Source organism: Croceicoccus gelatinilyticus (assembly GCF_018398395.1).
Taxonomy (GTDB): Bacteria; Pseudomonadota; Alphaproteobacteria; order Sphingomonadales; family Sphingomonadaceae; genus Croceicoccus; species Croceicoccus gelatinilyticus.
The window spans coordinates 104,981-124,782 of the sequence record NZ_JAHCBF010000006.1 but is presented as its reverse complement, the minus strand read 5'-3'; the positions used below and the strand labels follow the sequence as shown (position 1 = coordinate 124,782).

The 19,802-nt window shown below is 64.5% G+C and carries 17 protein-coding genes; 8 read left to right on the top strand and 9 right to left on the bottom strand.

Annotated features, from left to right (window positions below; all coding sequences use genetic code 11):
- Positions 1-380 precede the first annotated feature (380 nt).
- Positions 381-2,438 carry a ribonucleoside-diphosphate reductase subunit alpha gene (locus KIH45_RS13755; protein WP_213176611.1) on the bottom strand — a complete coding sequence of 686 codons (2,058 nt, stop codon included), beginning with the start codon at positions 2,436-2,438 and terminating at the stop codon, positions 381-383.
- Between the two features lie 605 nt (positions 2,439-3,043).
- Here KIH45_RS13755 and KIH45_RS13750 point away from each other — a divergent pair.
- Positions 3,044-3,283, top strand: coding sequence for a GlsB/YeaQ/YmgE family stress response membrane protein (locus KIH45_RS13750; protein ID WP_066763990.1), 240 nt, complete (start codon positions 3,044-3,046; stop codon positions 3,281-3,283).
- 4 nt (positions 3,284-3,287) lie between these two features.
- Here the strand turns inward: KIH45_RS13750 and KIH45_RS13745 are convergent, their stop codons facing one another.
- Together KIH45_RS13745 and nadB are read right to left on the bottom strand one after the other, a co-directional pair.
- Complete coding sequence (locus KIH45_RS13745) at positions 3,288-4,127, bottom strand: GGDEF domain-containing protein (protein WP_213176610.1); 840 nt, start codon at positions 4,125-4,127, stop codon at positions 3,288-3,290.
- Between the two features lie 228 nt (positions 4,128-4,355).
- On the bottom strand, positions 4,356-5,966 hold the full coding sequence (gene nadB / locus KIH45_RS13740) for an L-aspartate oxidase (RefSeq protein ID WP_213176609.1): 1,611 nt from the start codon (positions 5,964-5,966) through the stop codon (positions 4,356-4,358).
- Positions 5,967-6,235: 269 nt separating this feature from the next.
- On the opposite strand from nadB, the gene KIH45_RS13735 reads away from it, so the two are divergent.
- Positions 6,236-7,420, top strand: a complete 1,185-nt coding sequence (locus tag KIH45_RS13735; RefSeq protein WP_213176608.1) for an acetyl-CoA C-acyltransferase family protein — start codon at positions 6,236-6,238, stop codon at positions 7,418-7,420.
- An 82-nt stretch (positions 7,421-7,502) separates the two neighbouring features.
- Here the strand turns inward: KIH45_RS13735 and KIH45_RS13730 are convergent, their stop codons facing one another.
- On the bottom strand, positions 7,503-7,733 hold the full coding sequence (locus KIH45_RS13730) for a hypothetical protein (protein ID WP_213176607.1): 231 nt from the start codon (positions 7,731-7,733) through the stop codon (positions 7,503-7,505).
- A 424-nt stretch (positions 7,734-8,157) separates the two neighbouring features.
- Here KIH45_RS13730 and KIH45_RS13725 point away from each other — a divergent pair, with 424 nt between their 5' ends.
- Positions 8,158-8,541, top strand: a complete 384-nt coding sequence (locus KIH45_RS13725) for a hypothetical protein (protein WP_213176606.1) — start codon at positions 8,158-8,160, stop codon at positions 8,539-8,541.
- Between the two features lie 144 nt (positions 8,542-8,685).
- Here KIH45_RS13725 and KIH45_RS13720 read toward each other — a convergent pair whose 3' ends face one another.
- The 5 genes from KIH45_RS13720 to KIH45_RS13700 form a co-directional block, all read right to left on the bottom strand.
- Positions 8,686-10,215, bottom strand: a complete 1,530-nt coding sequence (locus tag KIH45_RS13720) for a thioredoxin family protein (RefSeq protein WP_213176605.1) — start codon at positions 10,213-10,215, stop codon at positions 8,686-8,688.
- A 66-nt stretch (positions 10,216-10,281) separates the two neighbouring features.
- On the bottom strand, positions 10,282-11,136 hold the full coding sequence (locus KIH45_RS13715; RefSeq protein ID WP_213176604.1) for a DMT family transporter: 855 nt from the start codon (positions 11,134-11,136) through the stop codon (positions 10,282-10,284).
- A 149-nt stretch (positions 11,137-11,285) separates the two neighbouring features.
- Complete coding sequence (guaA, locus tag KIH45_RS13710; RefSeq protein ID WP_213176603.1) at positions 11,286-12,872, bottom strand: glutamine-hydrolyzing GMP synthase; 1,587 nt, start codon at positions 12,870-12,872, stop codon at positions 11,286-11,288.
- Positions 12,873-12,917: 45 nt separating this feature from the next.
- On the bottom strand, positions 12,918-14,213 hold the full coding sequence (locus KIH45_RS13705; RefSeq protein WP_213176602.1) for a CoA transferase: 1,296 nt from the start codon (positions 14,211-14,213) through the stop codon (positions 12,918-12,920).
- Positions 14,214-14,288: 75 nt separating this feature from the next.
- Complete coding sequence (locus tag KIH45_RS13700; protein WP_213176601.1) at positions 14,289-15,674, bottom strand: sugar transferase; 1,386 nt, start codon at positions 15,672-15,674, stop codon at positions 14,289-14,291.
- Positions 15,675-15,921: 247 nt separating this feature from the next.
- Between KIH45_RS13700 and KIH45_RS13695 the strand changes: the two genes are divergently transcribed.
- The 5 genes from KIH45_RS13695 to nusB are packed head-to-tail and all read left to right on the top strand — an operon-like array spanning position 15,922 to position 19,802.
- Positions 15,922-16,827 (top strand): pirin family protein, encoded by a 906-nt coding sequence (locus tag KIH45_RS13695; RefSeq protein WP_225899921.1) that lies wholly within the window; start codon positions 15,922-15,924, stop codon positions 16,825-16,827.
- Between the two features lie 36 nt (positions 16,828-16,863).
- Positions 16,864-17,526 carry an ATP phosphoribosyltransferase gene (gene hisG, locus KIH45_RS13690; protein ID WP_213176600.1) on the top strand — a complete coding sequence of 221 codons (663 nt, stop codon included), beginning with the start codon at positions 16,864-16,866 and terminating at the stop codon, positions 17,524-17,526.
- The gene (hisD, locus tag KIH45_RS13685) at positions 17,526-18,830 is read left to right on the top strand and encodes a histidinol dehydrogenase (protein WP_213176599.1); all 1,305 of its coding nucleotides are present in this window, start codon (positions 17,526-17,528) and stop codon (positions 18,828-18,830) included. The genes hisG and hisD overlap by 1 nt, the downstream gene beginning before the upstream one ends.
- Before the next feature lie 4 nt (positions 18,831-18,834).
- Complete coding sequence (locus tag KIH45_RS13680; protein WP_213176598.1) at positions 18,835-19,362, top strand: DUF1993 domain-containing protein; 528 nt, start codon at positions 18,835-18,837, stop codon at positions 19,360-19,362.
- Positions 19,359-19,802, top strand: coding sequence for a transcription antitermination factor NusB (gene nusB, locus KIH45_RS13675; RefSeq protein ID WP_213176597.1), 444 nt, complete (start codon positions 19,359-19,361; stop codon positions 19,800-19,802). Before KIH45_RS13680 ends, nusB begins: the two co-directional genes overlap by 4 nt.

Here is a 19,802-nt window from a genome sequence, read left to right as displayed (position 1 = left end):
CAGCATCAGAACAGGCGCGCGAAATCTTGCCCCAAACAAGAGGTGCGCAAAGTAAATGATTCAGCGAAACGACTCGTAAGAGCCGATAGATAGCGTAAGTCCGCCGTTAACTTTTGGTCAATGGCAATAGAGGGCTGTCATAAACGCGTGGACATCATGACTGTCCCATTATGTGACACGTGGTTGATTATATGGCTACTTAAGAGAAACTTAGACACCAGGCCGCCGGGCGCGAAAAATTTCTGCGCCCGACTGCAAATGCAAGTCGCCTGTCATGCCGGCCGAAATGGTCTGGCCCAGATGCAAGAATGGCAGGACACCCGGGGGCGTCCTGCCATTTCTTTTGCCGGCAGCTTTCCGCGCGTCGCGCGGTGCCGCGTTTACTGACAGGCGAGGCATTCCTCGTAGTCGGTCTCTTCACCCGCGGCGAGATTGAACTGGGCCGCGTCCTTGGTGTTGTCGGCCTCAACCCCGCCGGCGAAACCGGCGCGCTGCACCGACTTCGAACGCAGGTAGTAGAGCGACTTGATGCCCATTTCCCATGCGCGGAAGTGCAGCATCATGAGGTCCCACTTGTCGACATCGGCCGGGATGTAGAGGTTGAGGCTCTGCGCCTGGTCGATGAAGGGCGTGCGATCGGCCGCGAATTCGAGCAGCCAGCGCTGGTCGATTTCGAAGCTGGTCTTGTAGGTCGCCTTTTCCTCGGGGCTGAGGAAGTCGAGGTGCTGGACCGAACCGCCGTGTTCGAGGATCGAGTTCCACACGTTGGTGGAATCCTTCGACTTCTCGCGCAGCAGCTTTTCGAGATACGGGTTCTTCACGACGAAGTTACCCGACAGCGTCTTGTGCGTGTAGATGTTGGCCGGGATCGGTTCGATGCAGGCGCTGGTGCCGCCGCAGATGATCGAGATCGACGCGGTCGGCGCGATCGCCATCTTGCAGCTGAAGCGTTCCATCGCGCCGGTATCCTCGGCGTCGGGGCACGGTCCGCGTTCCTTCGCCAGCATCATCGAAGCCTCGTTCGCCTTGGCCGAGATGTGCTTGAAGATCTGCAGGTTCATGGCCTTGGCCATCGCGCTTTCGAACGAGATGTTCTTCGACTGCAGCAGCGAGTGGAAGCCCATGACGCCCATGCCGACGCTGCGTTCGCGCGCGGCGGAATACTTGGCGCGGGCCATCTCGTCAGGCGCACGATCGATGTAGTCCTGCAGCACGTTGTCGAGCATGCGCATGACGTCTTCGATGAACTGCTTGTCGCCCTTCCACTCGTCCCAGGTTTCCAAGTTGAGCGAGGACAGGCAGCAGACCGCGGTGCGATCGTTGCCGAGGTGGTCGCGGCCCGTGGGCAGCGTGATTTCCGAGCAAAGGTTCGAGGTCGAAACCTTGAGGCCCAGTTCGCGGTGATGCTTGGGCATCATGCGGTTCACCGTGTCGTTGAACACGATGTAGGGCTCACCCGTGGCAAGGCGGGTTTCGACTAGCTTCTGGAACAGCGCGCGGGCGTTGACGGTCTTGCGGACCGTACCGTCACGCGGGCTGACGAGGTCGAAGTCGCCGCCGTCGCGCACGGCTTCCATGAACGCGTCCGTAAGCAGTACGCCGTGGTGCAGGTTCAGCGCCTTGCGGTTGAAGTCGCCCGAGGGTTTACGGATTTCGAGGAATTCCTCGATCTCGGGGTGCGAGACGTCGATGTAGCAGGCAGCCGAACCACGGCGCAGCGAGCCCTGCGAAATCGCGAGGGTGAGCGAGTCCATGACGCGCACGAACGGGATGATGCCGCTGGTCTTGCCGTTGAGGCCGACGGTTTCGCCGATGCCGCGGACCTGGCCCCAATAGGTGCCGATGCCGCCGCCGCGCGAGGCGAGCCACACGTTCTCGTTCCAGGTGCCGACGATGCCTTCGAGGCTGTCCTCGACCGAGTTGAGGTAGCACGAGATCGGCAACCCGCGACCGGTGCCGCCATTCGACAGAACGGGCGTTGCCGGCATGAACCACAGCTTCGAGATGTAGTCGTAAAGGCGCTGCGCGTGTTCCTGGTCGTCCGCATAGGCATCGGCCACGCGGGCGAAGAGATCCTGATAGGTCTCGTTCGGGAGCAGGTAGCGGTCCTGCAGCGTTTCCTTGCCGAATTCGGTCAGGTTCGCGTCACGCTCTGCATCGGTCACGATCGTGAAGCGGCGCGGCATGATGTCCTTCGAGGACAGCTTGGGCGCAGCAGCGGTCTTCACCGCTTCGGCAACTGCGTTGCCCAGCGCTTCTGCGGCGGCTTCTGCCACCGGCGCGTCCTCGATCGTGTCCGTCTTGTTCATCTTGTCCTGCACGTCTGCCTCCACGGGCGTTGTCTCCTTGGGAGGGGTCTCGAACATGTCGCTCGTCGTATCATCGCCGCTCACGTCACCGGCACTCACGCGACCATCGTCCCCGTTCCTGAAATCCATTTCGATACCGCCCCGTTTTGCCGCCCCGACCTGTCTTGCCAGTCAGGCGACGTGTTGCACCACGGCCGACCTTCCCGCTTCAGTGCCGCGCACCTTCGCCTGACGAAGTGCCTTCGGCATGAACCGGGACGACCGGCGTAAGGCCCGGATGTTTCCGGCAAACCTGCTACCTGATCGAGCCCCGCCGGTCGTCTTCGGCCCCATGCCGCAACACCTTCAAGAGCCCTTTGCCGTTCATCATGCGAACAGCGCCAATCCCTAGGTCTTGCGGTCCTCCCGTCGAACCGACCGCTAGGGATAGTGCCTCAACGCGCAGGCCAAGCAAGCGCAATTTATCCACTGCGCAGTGCAGCATGGCGCGCCGCATGGCAGCGACGCGTGGACCAAGCTTGACCCGCGGATGGCGCAAGGGGGCAGGCGCGGTTAAAAAAACTTTTCCCCAGTTTGATAATCCCGGGGCGCACCCACCACATATGGTAGGGGGCAACCCCTAATAAAAGGCTGACAAGCCATATCCGCGATGCCTTCGGCGCAATCGCGGTCGCACGGCGAAACCTTTTCGGGCTAGGCCGGTTCCATCACCGATTCGGCATTAAAGGACACCCATGCTCAACATCATCGGCGCCATCGTATCGGGCCTTATCGTCGGCATCCTTGCCCGCTTCTTCTATCCCGGCGAAGTCGATCTCGGCTTTTTCGCCACGATCGCGCTGGGCATCGGCGGTTCGCTGCTGGCAGGGCTCATCACCAGCCGCGGCCGGTCGGAGTTTTCCAGGCCCGGATGCCTGGCCTCCATCCTTGGCGGCATGGCGTTGATCCTGCTGGGACGCGTCCTGCTGACCTGATCGCTCAGGCGGCGCGGCGCTCCGCCTTGCAATCGTAGAGCCGCGCATCGGCGACTTCCATCGTACCTTCCAGCGTGTCGTTGTTGCGGCGTTCCATGCTGGCAACGCCCCACGAAAAGCCCACCGGCTGACCGTCGACGACAGCATCGGGTGCCTCGTCCACCGCGCGCGAGATGCGGGTGATGATCTCGCCCGCTGCGCGTTCGCCAAGGCCGGGGAAGAACATCACGAATTCGTCCCCGCCCCAGCGGCCCGCGACATCACCGGCACGCATGTTGCCGACCATGCGCCGGGCAAGCCCGCACAGCACGCGGTCGCCCTCGGCATGGCCAAGCTCGTCGTTGACGCGTTTGAACCTGTCGCCGTCCAGCACGGCCACCGTACCGCCGCCGCCTGCACGCATGACCGCGGCAACCGTTTCTTCAAAGCCGCGCCGGTTGAGCAGGCCCGTCAGCATGTCGGTGCCCGCCTCTGTGCGCAGTTCGTCCATGCGCGATACCGTTTCGCGCGATGCGCGGGTGACGGCGTGGAGCAGCTTGCCCGCAAGGTCGGGACCGCCGACTGGCACGTTTTCGACCAGCTGGCCGCGCTCTAGCCGTTCCAGATCGCGCGTCGCGCGCTGCAAGGGCGCCATCAGGCCGGCAAGCGCGAAGATGCCGAGGGCTGAACCTGCCACCGTCGCGACCAGAAGCGGGAGAAAGATCGACCATTGCCACTCGCCCAGCGCGGCCTCGACCCCTGCGAAGACGAGGATCGGCACGTGGACCGATGCGAAGCAGACGGTGAAGACGCGAAGCGAAAAACTGTGCGGGAATATGAAACGTGTGGCGTTGTAGAAGCGCATGCCTATTCGGACCCTTTGCTGGTGCGACGCAGCAAAAGTTACGAAGAACGGCTTAATGGTTTGCAGAGTTCACTTGGTTAAGTGCAGGAAGCCAATGACTAAGGGTCTGTTAAAAACGGCCAAGAGTTCCTTGAACGCAAGGGTTTAGCCTGCACCAGCAGCTTTCGACGCCCGCACGGTCATCGCGCCAATTATGCAAATTACACAAACCCAGCCCTATCCAAAGGATCAGGGAACGAGGATCGTGTCGCGCGCAACTTCGTCCGTCTGCGGGTAATCGACGTTGTAATGCAGGCCGCGGCTTTCCTTGCGGCGGCGCGCGCTGCGCACGATCAGGTCCGCCGTCTTCAAAAGGTTGCGCAGTTCGATCAGGTCCTTCGAAACGCGGAAGTTGCCGTAATATTCGTCCACTTCCTCGTTCAGCAGGCGGATGCGGTTAGCGGCGCGTTCCATGCGCTTGTCGGTGCGAACGATACCGACATAGTTCCACATGAAGCGGCGGATCTCGGTCCAGTTCTGCTTGATGACGACTTCCTCGTCCGCCGTCGTCACGCGGCTTTCGTCCCACTGGCGCACTGCGGGCGGCGGGGCGAGTTCGTCGAAGCGTTCGCAGATGTCGCGCGCCGACGCTTCGCCGAACACGAAGCATTCGAGCAGGGAGTTGGACGCAAGACGGTTCGCCCCGTGCAGCCCGCTCTCGCTGCATTCGCCGATGGCGTAGAGCGCTGGCAGATCGGTCCGGCCCTTGAGGTCCACGCGCACGCCGCCGCAGGTATAGTGCTGCGCAGGCACGACGGGGATCGGCTCTTTCGTCATGTCGATGCCGAGGCCGAGCAGGCGTTCGTAGATATTGGGGAAATGCTCGCGCACGAACTCGGGCTCGCGGTGGCTGATGTCGAGGTGCACGTAATCGAGGCCGAGGCGCTTGATCTCGTGGTCGATCGCGCGGGCGACGATGTCGCGGGGCGCGAGTTCCAGCCTTTCGTCGAATTCAGGCATGAAACGCTTGCCCGCCTCTGCCCCTGCTTCGGGCGGAAGCTTCAGGATGCCGCCTTCGCCGCGCACGGCCTCTGTGATGAGGAAGTTCTTGACCTCGAGGTTGTAGAGACAGGTCGGGTGGAACTGCATGAATTCCATGTTCGACACGCGGCAACCCGCGCGCCAGGCCATGGCGATGCCGTCGCCTGTCGCGCCGCGCGGTGCGGTTGAGAACAGATAGGTGCGCCCTGCCCCGCCGGTGGCAAGGATCGTCGCCCTGCCCGTCAGCGCCTCGACCTTGCCGATGCCAGTGTCGAGCGCATAGACGCCCCAGACCTGCTGCCCGCCCTGCGGGTCGACGAGGTTGCGGTCGCGGATGAGGTCGATGGCGACCATGTTCGGACGCATCGTGATATTGGGATTGGCATCGGCTGCGCGCAGCAGCGCTTCCTGCACCGCCCAGCCGGTCGCGTCGTTTACGTGGACGATGCGGCGGTGCGAATGGCCGCCTTCGCGCGTCAGGTGAAGGCTGCCTTCCTCGGTATTGAAGGGCACGCCCAGATCGACCAGCCGCTGGATCGCTTCCGGCGCGTGTTCGATCACGTATTCCACCGTCTCGCGCCGGTTCAGACCCGCGCCCGCGATCATCGTGTCGCGGATGTGATCATCGAACGTGTCGCCAGCATCCAGCACTGCGGCGATGCCGCCTTGCGCCCATGCGGTAGACCCTGAATCAAGCGCGCCCTTGGCCAGCACGAGCACGCGGCACTTTTCGGCCAGCACCAGCGCTGCGGAAAGTCCCGCCGCGCCCGAACCCACGATGACAACGTCGTAATCAAGGTCGGCAGCTGCGTCGGTCATGCTCTCTCCAAAGGCGGGTGGCCGGGCGCTGGCTACCCCTCGCAGCCGCATTGCCATCGTCATCGCCATGTCACAAGCGTTGCAGGCGCACATGCGTTCCGGCGATGGTCGGGCACCCTAGACTTTCGACGGGCTGGACGCGTGGCGGATTCGTGCCTATTTCGCACCTGCACACCAAACGCCGGGACTCTCCGGCACCGGGGCAGCAGGCCGTTTTCAAGAGGGTTGAAACCAGAGCCTGCGTCCCACGACGGAAAGGACCTGATCCGATGAATGCAGTCTATCTCGTCTCGGCGGCTCGTACCGCGATCGGCACGTTCGGCGGCGCGCTCAAGGACGCGACCCCCGGCTCGCTTGGCGCGGTTGCCATCAAGGGCGCGCTTGCCCGCGGCGGCGTCGACCCGGAACTGGTCCAGCACACGATCATCGGCAACGTCGTCCCCTGTGAACCGCGCGACGCCTATGTCAGCCGCATCGCAGCGGTCGAAGCCGGCATCCCGCACGGCGCCCCGGCGCTGACCGTCAACCGCCTGTGCGGTTCGGGCATGCAGGCGATCGTTTCGGCAGCCCAGCACATCATGCTGGGCGATCATGACGTCACCGTCGGTGGCGGCGCCGAAGTCATGACCCGCGCGCCTTACTTCGCGATGGGCGTCCGCTGGGGCCTGAAGATGGGCGACAGCCCGATGATGGACGGCATGCTCGGCGCGCTGCACGATCCGTTCCACCGCTATCACATGGGTATCACGGCCGAGAACGTGGCCGAGAAGTACCAGATCACTCGCGAACAGCAGGACGAATTCGCCGCTGAATCGCAGCGCCGCGCCTCTGCCGCAATCGAAGCCGGTTACTTCAAGGACCAGATCGAACCGGTCGAAGTGAAGGTGAAGCGCGAAATGGTGATGTTCGACACCGACGAACACGTGAAGGCCGGCACCACCGCCGAAAAGCTCGCCGGTCTGCGCCCCGCCTTCAAGAAGGACGGCGGCACGGTTACCGCCGGTAACGCATCGGGCATCAACGACGGCGCGGGCGCGGTCATCCTCGCCAGCGAGGAAGCCGTGAAGAAGAACGGCTGGACGCCGATGGCGCGTCTCGTCTCCTACGGCCACGCGGGCGTCGATCCGGCCTACATGGGAATCGGCCCGGTTCCGGCCAGCCAGATCGCGATCGAGAAGTCGGGCCTGTCGAAGGACGCGCTGGACGTCATCGAATCGAACGAAGCTTTCGCCGCACAGGCCTGCGCCGTTTCGAAGCAGCTCGGCCTCGACCCCGCCAAGGTGAACCCGAACGGATCGGGCATCTCGCTTGGCCACCCGATCGGCGGCACCGGCGCGATCCTGGTTACCAAGCTGGCCTACGAACTGCAGCGCACGGGCGGCAAGTACGGCCTTGCCACGATGTGCATCGGCGGCGGCCAGGGCATTGCGACGATCTGGGAAAACCTCGGCTGATCGCAAACTGCATAGTTTGAAACAGAAAGGGCGGCCCTTCGCGGGGCCGCCCTTTCTCGTTGGCGCTGACCGGTCTTAAGGATCAGGCGAAGAGGTCGTGGTCCATGTCCTTCTGGTGCGCATTGGGCACCGGAAGCTGGTTATGTTCGCACTTGCGATCGATCTCCGGTTCGTCCTCGGCCACGGGCGCGGACATGCCGAGCATGCGGGCACCCATCGTCACCGGCATCATCCAGAACTCGATCCAGCTGGCGAGCAGGGGCAGGCCAGCGTCGCTGAACGGCGTTGCGGTAATGTCGTCTTTCTTCGGCATTCGTCCGGCTCTCCCGAATTCGGAACTGCGCGCGTCGGCCAGGAATTGTCCCTGATGCCGCGTTTACCGATTCCCGTATCGATAGCTGCGACAAGGCCGACGTGGCGATTGTCGCCCATTTGGCGGCAAAAATAAACAACGCGCTCTCAACCCTATGAAAGCGCAGAAGAAGGTTGTGTTCCCGGACGGGAATCACCCCATGGGAAGGGGAATATCAACCATCTTCGGTAACCCCGTCTCAACCGCAAACGGACACGCCTGCATAGGCTTGGACGCGTAGACTCGAAAGCGGAAGGCCGGACGTGCTCGGCGCGCCAAAGCCATCAACGGGCCCGTCCGTCCTTCCGACCGGAAGTGGAACGCTTTGACCGCACCCTGGCGACTGCCCGGTATTCAAGGGACCGAATACAAGGAGACAAGGGACATGAAAGCCACTCTCAAGATCGTCGCAGCCGCCGCTGCCGCGACGCTCGCACTTCCGACCGCTGCCATGGCCGACAAGCCGGAAGTCAGCGGCAAGGCCGTGAATTCGGCAAACGTCGCCAACGGCGACTGCACCGGTTTCGTGCCGGGACCGAATGGCGAGATCACGACGCCGTACCTCAAGTCGGCCAGCAAGGTTCAGCGGGTTCACAACAAGAACGGCGCTTTCTCGATGTGCCACTTCAATGTTCCGGCCGAACAAAAGCCCGCGTCGATGCGCGTGAAGGAAGGCTTCACCTGCACCGTGTCGGGTGTGCCGACCAACGAATCCATCATGCAGGTTTCGCCCGGCGGTCGCGGCATGCTCCTTTGCCGCACCAACTGACGGGTTAAGACCTCGGGACGCGCGCCCGCCTCACTGGCCCTTGCGCCTTCGAGGTGCGTGGCGCGCGTATCCGGCCGGGCGGTGTCGTTAGTGCGGACGACGCCGTCCGGCCATTTAGTTTTCAGATCAGGCGGGCCTTAGGGGTCAGGCGCTTTTCAGCCATCCGCCACAAGCCTCGGACTTGTCGCCCTGCCTAGAACAGACGTCGGCCATCTGCGCCTCGACATCGTCGAGCACCGCGCTGCCGTCGTATTCCTCGCTCCATCTAATCAAGGCCTTGCCCCAGCGATCTGCCGCGCTTTGCGTGCGCTGGTAATACCCGTCGGGACTTGCGGCGAGTTCGGCGAGCACCGCATCGGCGCTCGCCTCGACCGCGGCTTCGTCCTCGGGCGTCTGGCTCATCACTGCCATCGCGTAGGACACCGCCCACTGCACGCGGGTGGCGGGGCCTTCGGCAGCTTCGTAAGCCTTGCGCGCCCATTCGACCGCCTTTTCGGGGTGCTCGTCCTCTGCCGCGCGGCCTGCCATGATCGACATGTAGTAATAGGGGGATGCGGATTTCTCGATCTCGGCCAGCAGCACCTTGGTCGCTGCATCGCGGTCGCCGATTTCGTCCAGCACCATGGCGGTGTAGCTGATCACCGACTTGCGCGCGATCGGATCGCCTGCTGCCTTGTCGATGGCGGCCATGCGTTTGCGGACCTTGGCCTTCAATTCGTCGGTCAGGCCCGTCGTGCCCTTGGCAAGCAGGACTTCGCCATAAGTCGCGTATGTGCGGTCGAGCAGGGTCAGCGACTTGTCGGCATAGGTCGCCTCCAGCGCCTTCTCCAGATTGCCCGCCATGGCATCGCGCGTGTCGCCTTCAGGCAAGGCAGAGACCAGCGGCCCGCCCATGTAGGCAAGTTCATACCGGTTCTCGATCGTCTCGTCCCGGCTGGCGAGGATGCCGGGCAGCACCGCCTCAAGCGTCTTTTCCTGCGCCGCGGTCAGCTTGTAGCCATCGCCGTCCTTATCCGCCTTGCGGGTCAGCGCCAGCAGGCCAAAACGGCGCTTCAGCACGTCATCGGGCGCGTTCGCGGCCAGCGTTTCCAATAGGTCAGCCTCGGACCCGCGCTCCTTGAAGCGAGCGGGATCATTGCCCCAGGCAAAGCCGCCAAGGATAGTCCAGTCCTCGTCCGACAGCGACTTGGGATCGGATTTCGCATCAGCCAGAACCGCATCGATCGTGCGCGTACGGCCCGCCGCCAGCGTCAGCAGGTCGGGCAGTTCGGACGCCATCGTGGCGCTTGAAATGCGGGTGATCTCGTTGCCGTCGGGGCTCAGCGCGATGACGGTCGGGTATCCGCTGATGCTAAAGCGGTCGCCCCATTTCTGCGCGCCTTGCGTATCGCCGTCGAGATAGACCGGCACGAAATCGCGCGTCTTGGCGATGAAGGCGGGGTCCTTGAACAGGGTCTGCTTCATCTCCGCGCAGGGCGGGCACCATTCCGCGCCCCAGTAGAGCAGGACCGGCTTGCCGCTTTCCTGCGCCTCGACCAGCGCGTCGTTCACGTCGCCTTCGCGCCAGGCGATCTGCTGGCTCTCCACCGCCTCTGTCCCGGTGGTGTCGGTGCAGGCTCCGACAATCGCGGCGCAGGACAGCGCCAGCGCGAGCTTTACGGTGATGGCTTTCATGACGACCCTTCACTGGTGCGACGAAAGCCGCAGCCTATCGCAATGCGGCGATGCTGCAAGCGCGCATCACTTGCGCAGGGTAAGCACGATCCCGCCGATGATCATCGCGCCCGCAATGGCAAGCCGCAGCGTGAGCGGTTCAGCCAGCGTGACCGCCGCGATCAGCGCGGCAGCGACAGGAGTGGCAAGCTGCACCGTGGCGACGGTGGCAAGGCCCATGCGCGGGGCGACCGCGTACCATGCGACATAGCCCAGCCCCGATGTGATCGCGCCTGCCGCGATGGCGAGCCAGATACCGCCTGTCGTCGCGCCGGACAGGTCGTGCGGGCCAAGCACGGCGACAAGCGCCACGGCCATCGGCGTCGCAATCAGGAAGTTCGCCGCCGTCCGCCGCGCCGGATCCCCTGCCCCGCGGCCCAGCAGCGTGTAGATACCCCAAGCCACGCCCGCGACCGCCATCAGCACGGCCGCAAAGGCATCCTCGGGCACCGATGCTGCCGGCGCGATCAGCCAGGCGACACCGGCAAGCGCGAGGACCAGACCCGCGATGCCCGCCAAGCCCGGTCTTTCGCCGCGCGCCATGCCGATGATCATGATCGTGGCCTGCACGCAGGCGAACAGCACCAGCGCCCCCGTCCCTGCTGGAAGCGCGATATAGGCAAAGGAAAATCCGGCAGCGTAAACGAAGAGCGAAAAGGCACCGGGCAAGTCCGAAATGCGCGGCAAACCCCGCTTCACGAAGACCGGCAGCAGGATCGCCGCCCCGCTCGCCAGCCGGACCAGCGTATAGCTGCCCGCATCGATCGAACCGTCCCCGATCGCCGCGCGCGCCAGCAGCGAATTGCCTGCAAAAGCGGCGATGGCCAGCACTGCCAGCAAGAGCAGCACGGAAGGCCGCATCGCGCGTTCGGGTTCTGGCATCGGCTCTCCTCTATCCGCCGCCGAGACTAGCGGAGGAAAGCTCGATGGCCATTGTCAAAAGGTCGCGTGAGGTGGGTACGGTGCCCACGCTTCGCTTGCGCTCGCGAGCAACCGGCCAATTCCGTCCCCCGGACGGAATTGGGTCTCGGTTACTCCCACTCAATCGTCCCCGGCGGCTTCGACGTATAGTCGTAGACCACGCGGTTGATGCCCTGCACTTCGTTGACGATGCGCGTCGCAACGTTCGACAGGAAGGCCCCGTCGAAGGGATAGACGTCCGCCGTCATCCCGTCGGTGCTGGTCACGGCGCGCAGGCCGCAGACGCTGTCGTAAGTGCGCGCATCGCCCATCACGCCGACGGTGCGGACCGGCAGCAGGACGGCAAAAGCCTGCCAGATCGCATCGTAGAGGCCCGCATTGCGAATTTCCTCAAGGTAGATCGCGTCGGCCTTGCGCAGGATGTCGCACTTTTCCTTGGTGACTTCGCCCGGCATGCGGATCGCAAGGCCCGGCCCCGGGAAGGGATGACGACCGACGAAGATGTCGGGCAGACCCAGTTCGCGGCCCAGTTCGCGGACTTCGTCCTTGAACAGTTCGCGAAGCGGTTCGACCAGCTTCATGTTCATGCGTTCGGGCAGGCCGCCGACGTTGTGGTGGCTCTTGATCGTGACCGAAGGCCCGCCGGTGAACGAGACGCTCTCGATCACGTCGGGATAGAGCGTGCCCTGGGCAAGGAAATCCGCGCCGCCGATCTTCTTCGCCTCTGCCTCGAACAGGTCGATGAAGGCCCCGCCGATGAACTTGCGCTTCTTTTCAGGGTCGGTCTGACCCGCAAGCCCGCCAAGGAACATCTCTTCCGCGTCAACGTGGACGAGCGGGATGTTGTAGTGGTCGCGGAACAGGGTCACGACCTGCTGCGCCTCGTTCATGCGCATAAGACCGTGGTCGACGAAAACGCAGGTCAGCTGGTCGCCGATCGCCTCGTGGATGAGGACGGCGGCCACCGCACTGTCGACGCCGCCGGACAGGCCGCAAATCACCTTGCCGTCACCCACCTGCTCACGGATTTCGGCGATCTTTGTGTCGCGGAACTGGGCCATCGTCCAGTCGCCCGCACAGCCGCAGACGTGGCGCACGAAGTTGGCGATCAGCTTGCCGCCGTCGGGCGTGTGGACCACTTCGGGGTGGAACTGCGTGCCGTAGTACTTGCGGCTCTCGTCCGCGATCACCGCGAAAGGCGCGCCGTCACTGGTGGCAACAATCTCGAAACCGGGTGCGAACTGCGTGACCTTGTCACCGTGGCTCATCCAGACCTGGTGACGCTCACCCTCGGCCCAGAGGCCGTCGAACAGCGCGCAATCCTTCGTCACGGTCAGGAACGCGCGGCCGAATTCACCGCCTTCGCCCGTTTCGTGCCCCGGGCGCACTTCGCCGCCAAGCTGGTGCGTCATGACCTGCTGGCCATAGCAGATGCCAAGGATCGGCAGGCCGCTGTCGAAAAGGCACTGCGGCGCGCGCGGGCTTCCGTCTTCGGGCACGCTGGCGGGCGAACCCGACAGGATGATGCCGGTCGGCTTCAGGCGGGCAAACGCCTCTTCCGCCATCGTGAATGGCGCGATCTCGGAATAGACCCCGGCCTCGCGCACGCGGCGTGCGATCAGCTGGGTAACCTGGCTGCCGAAATCGACGATGAGGATGGTGTCGCCGTGAGGCGCTTCAGTGTCTGCGTTGGCCATGGGCGCGCGATAGGAAGCAACCGCGATTCTGTCCAGCGCGGGTATTCAGGAGTCTGCGAGTTCGGCGATAATCGCTTCGTGGTCCGCCCCCAACGCCGCAGCGCGGCCGCTTGCCTGCCGCATGGGGTATAGGGGAGAGGTATCGGCCAGCGCCATCTGCTGCCAGGCCTGTCCCTCTGCCTGCCCCACCCGGCAGCGAGCGGTGAGTGCAGCGACGAGACCCGACATCGAAAGGTCGATCAGTGCGCCCCCGCCTGCCCTGTGCGCACTCCACGCCGCGAGCGCACCGGCAATGCCGGAAAGCGGGTCGGCGATCGCATCGCCTGCGAACAGGCTTTGGCCAAAGACTTCCCGCATCGCCGATCCGAGGCCGCCTGCGATCCCGGCATCGTCGCCGAAAGCGATAGCGTCGCCCGCTGCGCCATCTCGGCCATGGCCGGTAATCGAAAGCCACGTGGCCCCGCGCGCCACTTCTGCCTCGGCATCAAGGCCCAGCGCGCGCAGGGCACGCGGTCGGGACGCTTCGATCACGATGTCGGCCCGCGATACGAGGCGGCGCAGCAGGGCGCGATCCGGCTCCGATGCGAAATCGAACGCAGCGCACCGCTTGCCCGCGTTGAGCAGATCGAAGAACCGCGCGTCGCCAAACCGCGCACCATCGGGGCGGGACCGGCTTTCGACCTTGATCACGTCCGCTCCGCATGCGGCGAGCAGCGAACCGGCGAGCGGACCGGCCCAGAGCGATGAAAAATCTACGACCAGTGGCCTTGGTATTGCCGGCAAAGGCGATCCATCACGTCGGATGAATATGGGATCTTGCGCAGCCTTCGGCATGGTGTCGACGGCGATGGCAAGGCCGAGCGTGCGGCCCCGTTCCACCAGATCCGCGCAAGACATTTGCCGCACCTGATCGGCCAGACCGGCAATGTCGGAAATCTCTTCTCCGACCATGGCCCCGGCAAGGTCCAGGTCGTCCTCTCTCGGTAGGTTGATCGCTATCCGGCCATCGCGCGCTTCGATCAGGTGGCAGCTGCCGTTGGGCGAAGTTTCGCCTCGTCTTGGCAGGTCGAGCAATCGGGCACGCTCCCCCATCAAGACCGCGCCGGAATGCGGCAGGGACGTTGCATCCGAGGTCACGCGCAAGGCGTCGAGCGCATAGTCGGCGAAAGTCGTCACGGCGACCGGGCAGACGAGCGCCGGACCATCCGCCATTCCGGTGATTGCCTGCAATCCGCTACGCCGCCACGCGATTGCAGGATGGTCGGCAGCGGGCGCGGACCATTCGGCGTCCGAGCCACTGGCGCGCAGGATCGCCTGCACCAGATCGGCCGCCGCTTGCATCGCTCCTATTGCCTCATCTGCCATCGCAACGAGGTCTAACTACACCATCGCGGGATGGCGAGAGCAGGTGGGCGATCAATAGGCCTTGGGGTGGATCAACACGCGAATTGTCGCCAGCACGATGCGAAAATCGCGCCAGATCGACCAGCCGTTGCGATATTCAAGGTCTGCCTGAAGCCGCGCGCGCAAGTGATCTTCGTGATCGGTGGCACCGCGATGCCCGCGCACCTGGGCAAGGCCGGTCAGCCCCGGTTTCAGCGCGTGGCGTTCCCAGTACCGGCGATCGACCTGCCAGTAGAGCTTGGTCCCCGCCTTCGCCATCGGCGCATGGGGGCGCGGGCCGACGATGCTCATCTGTCCGGTGAGCACGTTGATCAACTGCGGCAGTTCATCGATCGAGGTCGCGCGGATGAACTGGCCCACCCGCGTCACGCGCGGATCGTCGCGGCTGGTCAGGCGGTTTGCCGCCGCATCGCACTGGTCCGCCCGCATCGACCGGAACTTCAGCATCCGGAACGTGCGGTTCCCCTGCCCCAGCCGGTCCTGCCAGAAAAATACCGGCCCACGATCTTCGCGCAGGATGGCAAGCGCGACGACGGCAAACACCGGCGAGAGGGCAACAAGGCCAAGGACAGAGGCGACGATATCGAACCCGCGTTTCACGATGCGGTGGTGCGGCGCCAGCGGGTGCGCAGCTACGACCAGCGTTCCGCGATTGCCCACGCGCCCCGCGCCGATCACGCCCAGCCTATCGACTTGCGCATCGATGATCTCTCCGCGCGCGTCGAAGCTTGTCAGCACCGCGGCCCAGCGTTCGCGGCGATCTTCGGGGCAGCAGACGACGACCCTGTCCATCCGGTGCATCAGGTCACCGATGCGGGTCAGCATGACCGGATCGTCGGCATCAGGCTCCAGCCCCATGGCCCGTACTTCTGCCCGGCACGCCCATTTCACGTCCGCGCAGCGCGAGCCGTCCTCGATCAGCAGGATTCGTTCGGCAACTGCGTTGCACGTACCGCGCACGCGGATCGCGATGATCATCCGGCAGGTTGCAAGCCCGCACGCCCCCAACACCACGCCGAACAACGAAGCGATGCGCGACAAGTCCTGCGTCGCCTTGATCGCGAAGAACACGAACATCACCGCCGCCGCTGCATAGAGCATGGCCCGTACCCCGCGCGCCGCAGAGGCCAGCGGGGCAAGCAGGACACGGCCCTGATAGGCACCGGAGACGATCGCGATCCCGACCGTCAGCGGCGGCAGCAAGGCGGCAAAGTCCATCGTGCCATGCGTGAAGGCGACATCGTGAAGAAGGCACGAGACGAACACCGCGAGATAGACCGCCGCCCCGTCGCAAGTCGCCACCATGCCCTGCACGGCAAGGCGCTGCCCCTGCCCCAGCCCGGTCGGCCGATTGCGGACGGCACTTTGAGCGCCGTAAATCGTCGAGATTGCGTTCATGTGCGACCATGGCCACCCGGCAGGAAATCCGGTCCGGCCACCCCCTTTTGACCCTGTTGCGATACGAAATGAACCTAGGGTCTGGAGTCAACGCGGTGAATTTGAACAAAGTCCGTTACTAAGCAAAATCACGCAGTTAGAGCCTGTTTTATCCCCAGATCGGATCAATCTGCGGGCACTTGGGAGCGAACGTGACTTCGCTACGTTCTGAAGGCACAGTCCCTCCGCAAAATCGAAGGACCGGCGCATGAGCATGGACGACACCACACCCTTCACCATGACGGTAGAACCCGTCAGCCACGATCTTGGTGGCTTCACGGTCCGCCGCGCGGTCCCGTCTCCGCGATGCCGGATGGTCGGGCCTTTCGTGTTCGTGGACGAATTCGGTCCGGCGCAGCTCAATCCCGGCGACGCGATGGACGTGCGCCCGCACCCGCATATCAACCTGTCGACCGTGACCTACCTGATCGAAGGCGCGATCGATCACCGCGATTCTCTCGGTTCGTTCGCGACGATCCGGCCCGGCGCGGTAAACCTGATGACGGCGGGCAGTGGCATCGTCCATTCCGAACGCACGCCCCAGAAAGAGCGCGAGACCGGCTTTCCGCTCTACGGCATGCAGACGTGGCTGGCGCTTCCCGAAGCTCTTGAGGAAATCGACCCCACTTTCGAAAGCATCGCGGCAGGCGACCTGCCGATTGTCACCGACACCGGCGTCAGCGCGCGGGTCATCATGGGCAAGCTCTGGGGCGAGGCCGCGCCCACGACCTGCCATGCCGAGACGATCTATGCCGACATCGCGCTGGACGCAGGCGCATCGGTCCCGATCGAGGCAGAGGCGGACGAACGCGGTGTCATGCTGATCGGCGGCGAGGCGAGCGTCGATGGCGAACCGCTTACGCTCTATGCCCTGCACGTCCTGCGCCCGGGAATGGCGATGACGCTCACCAGCGGTTCGGGCGCTCGGGTCATGCTGCTGGGCGGGGAAACGATGGGCCGCCGCACGGTGTGGTGGAACTTCGTCTCCAGCCGGTCCGAACGTATCGAACAGGCCAAGGAAGACTGGCGCGAGGGGCGTTTTCCCAAGGTTCCGGGCGACGAAAAGGAGTTCATCCCCATTCCCGAAAAGCCCAAGACCGTCAGTTACCCCTAGCCTAAGCGGGCCATGCGGCCTATCTGCGCGCCTGTCATGACCGCAACGCTCACATTCGCCGTGCCCAAGGGGCGCATTCTGGAAGAGGCGCTTCCGCTGATGGCGCGCGCCGGTATCGTTCCCGAATCAGGCTTCCACGACAAGAAGAACCGCTCTTTGTCGTTTGCCTGTGAAGACCCGTCGATGCGCATCATACGCGTGCGCGCTTTCGACGTGGCGACATTCGTGGCCCATGGCGCGGCCCACGCCGGTATCGTGGGTTCGGACGTGATCGAGGAATTCGACTATCCCGATCTCTACGCGCCGGTGGACCTCGGCATCGGCTACTGCCGCCTGTCGATCGCAGAGCCGAAGGATGGCACTGTCGGCGAAGCGGACAATGCCAGCCACATGCGCGTTGCGACCAAGTATCCCAATCTCACCCGCCGCTGGTTCGAGGCCAAGGGCATTCAGGCCGAATGCGTGAAGCTGAACGGCGCGATGGAGCTTGCTCCCTCGCTGGGCCTTGCGACGCGGATCGTCGACCTCGTTTCGACCGGCACGACGCTGCGCGAGAACGGCCTTGTCGAGACGGCGGAGCTGCTGCCCGTTTCTGCGCGCCTCATCGTCAACCGCGCCGCGCTGAAGACTCATCCCGAACGCCTCGGCGCGCTGATCGACAGTTTCCGCGCTCTCTCGGCAGAGCCCAAGGCCGCCTGATGAAGCGGCTCGTCTCTTCCGATCCCGGCTTCGAGAAGGCGTTCAAGCGCCTTGTCGCCGACCGGCGCGAGGCGGACGACGATGTCGGGCGCGACGTGACCCGCATCCTCGAACGCGTCCGCGCAGAGGGTGACGAGGCGCTGGTCGACTATACCAAGCGCTTCGACCACTGGGACCTTGCCAGCGACGACGACTGGCGCATCGGGGCAGAAGCCTGCGCCGCGGCCTACCACGCACTCGACGGCGTGCTGCGCGAGGCGCTTGAAACGGCGGCGGAGCGGGTGCGCGCCTATCACGAAGCGCAGATGCCGCAGCGCCGCGACTACCGCGACGAAGCGGGCGTGCGGCTTGGCGCGATCTGGCGGCCGGTCGATGCCGCAGGGCTCTACGTGCCCGGTGGCCGCGCGGCCTATCCGTCGTCGCTGATCATGAACGCCGTGCCCGCCAAGGTCGCGGGCGTTGAACGCCTTGCCGTCGTCACGCCGACGCCGCGCGGGCACGTCAATCCGCTGGTCCTTGCCGCCGCGCACATCGCGGGCGTGGACGAGATCTGGCGCATCGGCGGCGCGCAGGCCGTGGGCGCGCTGGCATACGGCACCGACCGCATCGCGCCGGTCGACGTCATCACCGGCCCCGGCAATGCCTGGGTGGCAGAGGCCAAGCGCCAGCTCTACGGCACTGTCGGCATCGACATGGTCGCAGGGCCCAGCGAAATCCTCGTCATCGCGGACAAGGACAACGACCCCGGCTTCATCGCCGCCGACCTGCTTTCGCAGGCAGAGCATGACCCCGTTGCGCAGTCGATCCTGATCACCGACGATGCCGAATTCGCCGACCGTGTGGCAGACCGCGTGGGCGTGGAACTCGCCCAGCTTGCGACCCGCAAGGTGGCCGAACAGTCGTGGAAGGACCACGGCGTCATTATCGAGATCGGCTCGATGGACGAAGCCCCCGCGCTCGCCAATGCGCTGGCGGCAGAGCATGTCGAACTGGCCGTTGCCGATCCCGAACCGCTGCTGGAATCGATCCGGCACGCAGGCTCGATCTTCATGGGCCGTTCGACGCCGGAAGCCATCGGGGACTATGTCGCCGGGCCGAACCACGTCCTGCCCACGGGCCGCCGCGCGCGGTTTGCCAGCGGGCTGTCGGTGCTCGACTTCATGAAGCGCACCAGCTTCATCCAGCTTGACGACGATGCACTGGCCGCGATCGGCCCGGCTGCCGTCGCCTTGGCCGAGGCGGAAGGGCTGCCCGCTCACGCCCGCTCGGTCTCGATCCGGCTGGACCGCCGCAGGGGAGACTAAGACGATGCCGATTACGCTCTACGACGCTTTCGTGCCGACCTGCCTGCAGCAGCTTGGTGCGGTTTCGGGCCTGCTCGACAAGGCAGAGGCGCATTGCGCGGCGAACGGGTGGGAGCCTGAAAAGGTCATCCAGGCAAAGCTGGCGCCCGACATGTTCGATTTCGCCTACCAGGTGAAGTCTTGCTACACCCATTCGGCCCTCGCCATCGAAGGCGCGAAGGCGGGAACGTTCAGCCCGAACATGGAAGACGCGCCGACGACTTTCGAAGGGCTGAAGGCCCTGATCGCAGATGCCACCGCCGCAATGAACGCGGTGACGGTGGAGGAGATGGAAGCCCTGATCGGCAAGGACGCGCAGTTCGCTTTCCGTGACTTCCGCATCCCCTTCACGGCCGAGAATTTCCTGCTGAGCTTCTCGCTCCCCAATTTCCAGTTTCACGCGACCACGACGTATGCGCTGCTGCGCCACCTTGGCATAGAGGTCGGCAAGCGCGATTACCTTGGCGCCATGCGAATGAAGACGGACCAATGAACGCACGATCCCAGTCCCGCTCCGCCGCGCGTCTCGCGGCGGTCCAGGCCCTGTACCAGATGGACATGGAGAAGACCCCCCTGGCGCGGCTTCTCGACGAATTTCACCAGCACCGCCTCGGCCGTGAGATCGAGGACGAGCAGTACGCCGACGCCGAAGTCGCGTTCTTCGACGATGTCGTGAAGGGCGTCGACGCGCGCCGCGACGAGATCGACGAACTGGTTTCGGGCAAGCTGGCAGAGGGCTGGTCCTTGAAGCGGCTCGACCGCACGATGATCCAGATCCTGCGCTGCGGCGCATATGAACTGCTGGCCCGCAGCGACGTGCCCAAGGCCGCGGTCATCACCGAATATGTCGACGTCGCCCATGCCTTCTTCGAAGAGCGTGAGGCGAAGTTCGTGAACGGCTTGCTCGACGCCATCGGCAAGGACGTCCGCTGA

Excerpts from the sequence above, each read along its gene's own strand:
- KIH45_RS13730 (WP_213176607.1), bottom strand. The coding sequence starts at position 7,733 with ATGCCGAAGAAAGACGACATTACCGCAACGCCGTTCAGCGACGCTGGC.
- hisD (WP_213176599.1), top strand. The coding sequence starts at position 17,526 with ATGAAGCGGCTCGTCTCTTCCGATCCCGGCTTCGAGAAGGCGTTCAAG.
- guaA (WP_213176603.1), bottom strand. The coding sequence starts at position 12,872 with ATGGCCAACGCAGACACTGAAGCGCCTCACGGCGACACCATCCTCATC.
- KIH45_RS13745 (WP_213176610.1), bottom strand. The coding sequence starts at position 4,127 with ATGCGCTTCTACAACGCCACACGTTTCATATTCCCGCACAGTTTTTCG.
- nusB (WP_213176597.1), top strand. The coding sequence starts at position 19,359 with ATGAACGCACGATCCCAGTCCCGCTCCGCCGCGCGTCTCGCGGCGGTC.
- KIH45_RS13695 (WP_225899921.1), top strand. The coding sequence starts at position 15,922 with ATGAGCATGGACGACACCACACCCTTCACCATGACGGTAGAACCCGTC.
- KIH45_RS13755 (WP_213176611.1), bottom strand. The coding sequence starts at position 2,438 with ATGGATTTCAGGAACGGGGACGATGGTCGCGTGAGTGCCGGTGACGTG.
- nadB (WP_213176609.1), bottom strand. The coding sequence starts at position 5,966 with ATGACCGACGCAGCTGCCGACCTTGATTACGACGTTGTCATCGTGGGT.
- KIH45_RS13720 (WP_213176605.1), bottom strand. The coding sequence starts at position 10,215 with ATGAAAGCCATCACCGTAAAGCTCGCGCTGGCGCTGTCCTGCGCCGCG.
- KIH45_RS13715 (WP_213176604.1), bottom strand. The coding sequence starts at position 11,136 with ATGCCAGAACCCGAACGCGCGATGCGGCCTTCCGTGCTGCTCTTGCTG.
- KIH45_RS13735 (WP_213176608.1), top strand. The coding sequence starts at position 6,236 with ATGAATGCAGTCTATCTCGTCTCGGCGGCTCGTACCGCGATCGGCACG.
- KIH45_RS13700 (WP_213176601.1), bottom strand. The coding sequence starts at position 15,674 with ATGAACGCAATCTCGACGATTTACGGCGCTCAAAGTGCCGTCCGCAAT.
- KIH45_RS13750 (WP_066763990.1), top strand. The coding sequence starts at position 3,044 with ATGCTCAACATCATCGGCGCCATCGTATCGGGCCTTATCGTCGGCATC.
- hisG (WP_213176600.1), top strand. The coding sequence starts at position 16,864 with ATGACCGCAACGCTCACATTCGCCGTGCCCAAGGGGCGCATTCTGGAA.
- KIH45_RS13725 (WP_213176606.1), top strand. The coding sequence starts at position 8,158 with ATGAAAGCCACTCTCAAGATCGTCGCAGCCGCCGCTGCCGCGACGCTC.
- KIH45_RS13705 (WP_213176602.1), bottom strand. The coding sequence starts at position 14,213 with ATGCAAGCGGCGGCCGATCTGGTGCAGGCGATCCTGCGCGCCAGTGGC.
- KIH45_RS13680 (WP_213176598.1), top strand. The coding sequence starts at position 18,835 with ATGCCGATTACGCTCTACGACGCTTTCGTGCCGACCTGCCTGCAGCAG.